The sequence below is a fragment of the Sphingomonas sp. LH128 genome (assembly GCF_000293195.2).
Classification (GTDB): Bacteria; Pseudomonadota; Alphaproteobacteria; order Sphingomonadales; family Sphingomonadaceae; genus Novosphingobium; species Novosphingobium resinovorum_A.
In genome coordinates this window covers 1-1,601 of sequence record NZ_ALVC01000505.1, presented here as the reverse complement: position 1 = coordinate 1,601, position 1,601 = coordinate 1, and the positions used below count along the sequence as shown (strand labels likewise).

Sequence of the window (1,601 nt, the reverse complement as noted above, 5' to 3'; positions counted from 1 at the left end):
GTCGAGGGGAACGGGCCGCCGTGGACCATCGCGTGGCACACTTCGACGCCGGTGGGCCAGCCGTTGACGAGGATGCGTCCGACCTTGCGCTCCAGCACCGGCAGCAGCAGCGCGGCCTCCGCCTCGTCCTCGGCGTCGAGGATCAGGGTGGCGGTGAGTTGGCCTTCGAGGGCGGCGATGACCTTGAGCGCCTCGGCCAAGTCGGTGACGGTGATGACCAGCGAGGAGGAGCCGAAGACTTCCGCGCCCAGCGCCGGATCGGCGAGGAAATCGGCCGCCGTGGTGCGGAACAGGGCGCCCTGCGCCTGATGCGGGCCGGTCGGCTCGACGCCGCGTGCGAGGGTGGTGACGGCGCCGTGGCCCGCCAGCGCGCTCACGCCCTCGACATAGGCCGAGTGGATGCCCGGCGTCAGCATGTCCTGCGCCGCGCTGCCGCCCATCGCCGCCGAGGCGGAGGCGAGGAAGGTATCGAGATCAGGCCCGTCGATGGCGATGACGAGGCCGGGATTGGTGCAGAACTGCCCGGCGCCCATCGTCAGCGAGCCGACGAAGGCCGCGCCCAGCGCTTCGGCACGCGCGGCGAGGGCGGCGGGGAACAGCACGACCGGGTTGATCGAACTCATCTCGGCATAGACCGGGATCGGCTCGGGCCGGGCCGCGGCGGTGCGCATCAGCGCCATGCCGCCGGGGCGCGATCCGGTGAAGCCGACCGCCTTGACGCGGTGGTCGGCGACCAGCGCGGTGCCTGCCTCACGCGTGGCGGGGAGGTAGGAGAACACGCCCTCGGGCAGATGGCACAGCGCCACCGCGCGCTGGATCGCGCGGGCCACCAGTTCGCCGGTGCCGGGATGAGCCGAGTGGCCCTTGACGATGACCGGGCAGCCTGCCGCGAAAGCCGAGGCGGTGTCTCCGCCCGCGACCGAGAAGGCGAGGGGGAAGTTGCTGGCGCCGAACACCACGACCGGGCCAAGCGCGACCTTGCGCACGCGCAGGTCCGGGCGCGGCAGCGGCGCGCGCTCGGGCAGGGCGGGATCGATGGTGAGGCCCGCCCAGCTGCCTTCACGCAGGACTTGCGCGAAAAGGCGCAGCTGGCCGGCGGTGCGGCCCCGCTCGCCCTCGATACGGGCGCGGGGAAGGCCCGTCTCGGCCATGGCGCGCGCGATGAGCGGCTCGCCGATGCCGACGATCTCGTCGGCGATGGTTTCGAGGAAGACAGCGCGGGTTTCCGGGTCCAGTTCGGCGAAGGCGACCGCGGCCTCGTCGGCCAGCGCACAGGCGCGCTCGACTTCCGGCAGGCCTGCGGTGGTGAAGCGCGGTTCCAGCGCCGCGCCGGTCGCGGGGTTGATGGCGGCATAGCTTGCCTGCGTCTGCGCTTCTTCGCGGCCGATGAGGATGGCGCCGGTGATCATGTCGATGTCCTTAGCTGAGCGTGGGAAATGGTGATGGCCGTCTAAGCGCAAGCCGGGCGCGGCGCCTAATGCGCATGGCGGATCGGATTTCGCCCGGATCGCAATGATCGCCTGTCGTAGTTCCAACATTCGTTGTCCGGCTGGCAGTGCTTGAGGCGATCGCTTTCGTTGGGGCGCCCTGACGCGAGGTGG

Annotated in this window: 1 protein-coding gene; it reads right to left on the bottom strand. The window is 71.5% G+C overall.

The features are described from left to right. The coding region (locus LH128_RS29375; protein WP_008833342.1) for an aldehyde dehydrogenase (NADP(+)) at positions 1-1,409 on the bottom strand (1,409 nt) is incomplete at its 3' end. Positions 1,410-1,601: the final 192 nt, after the last annotated feature.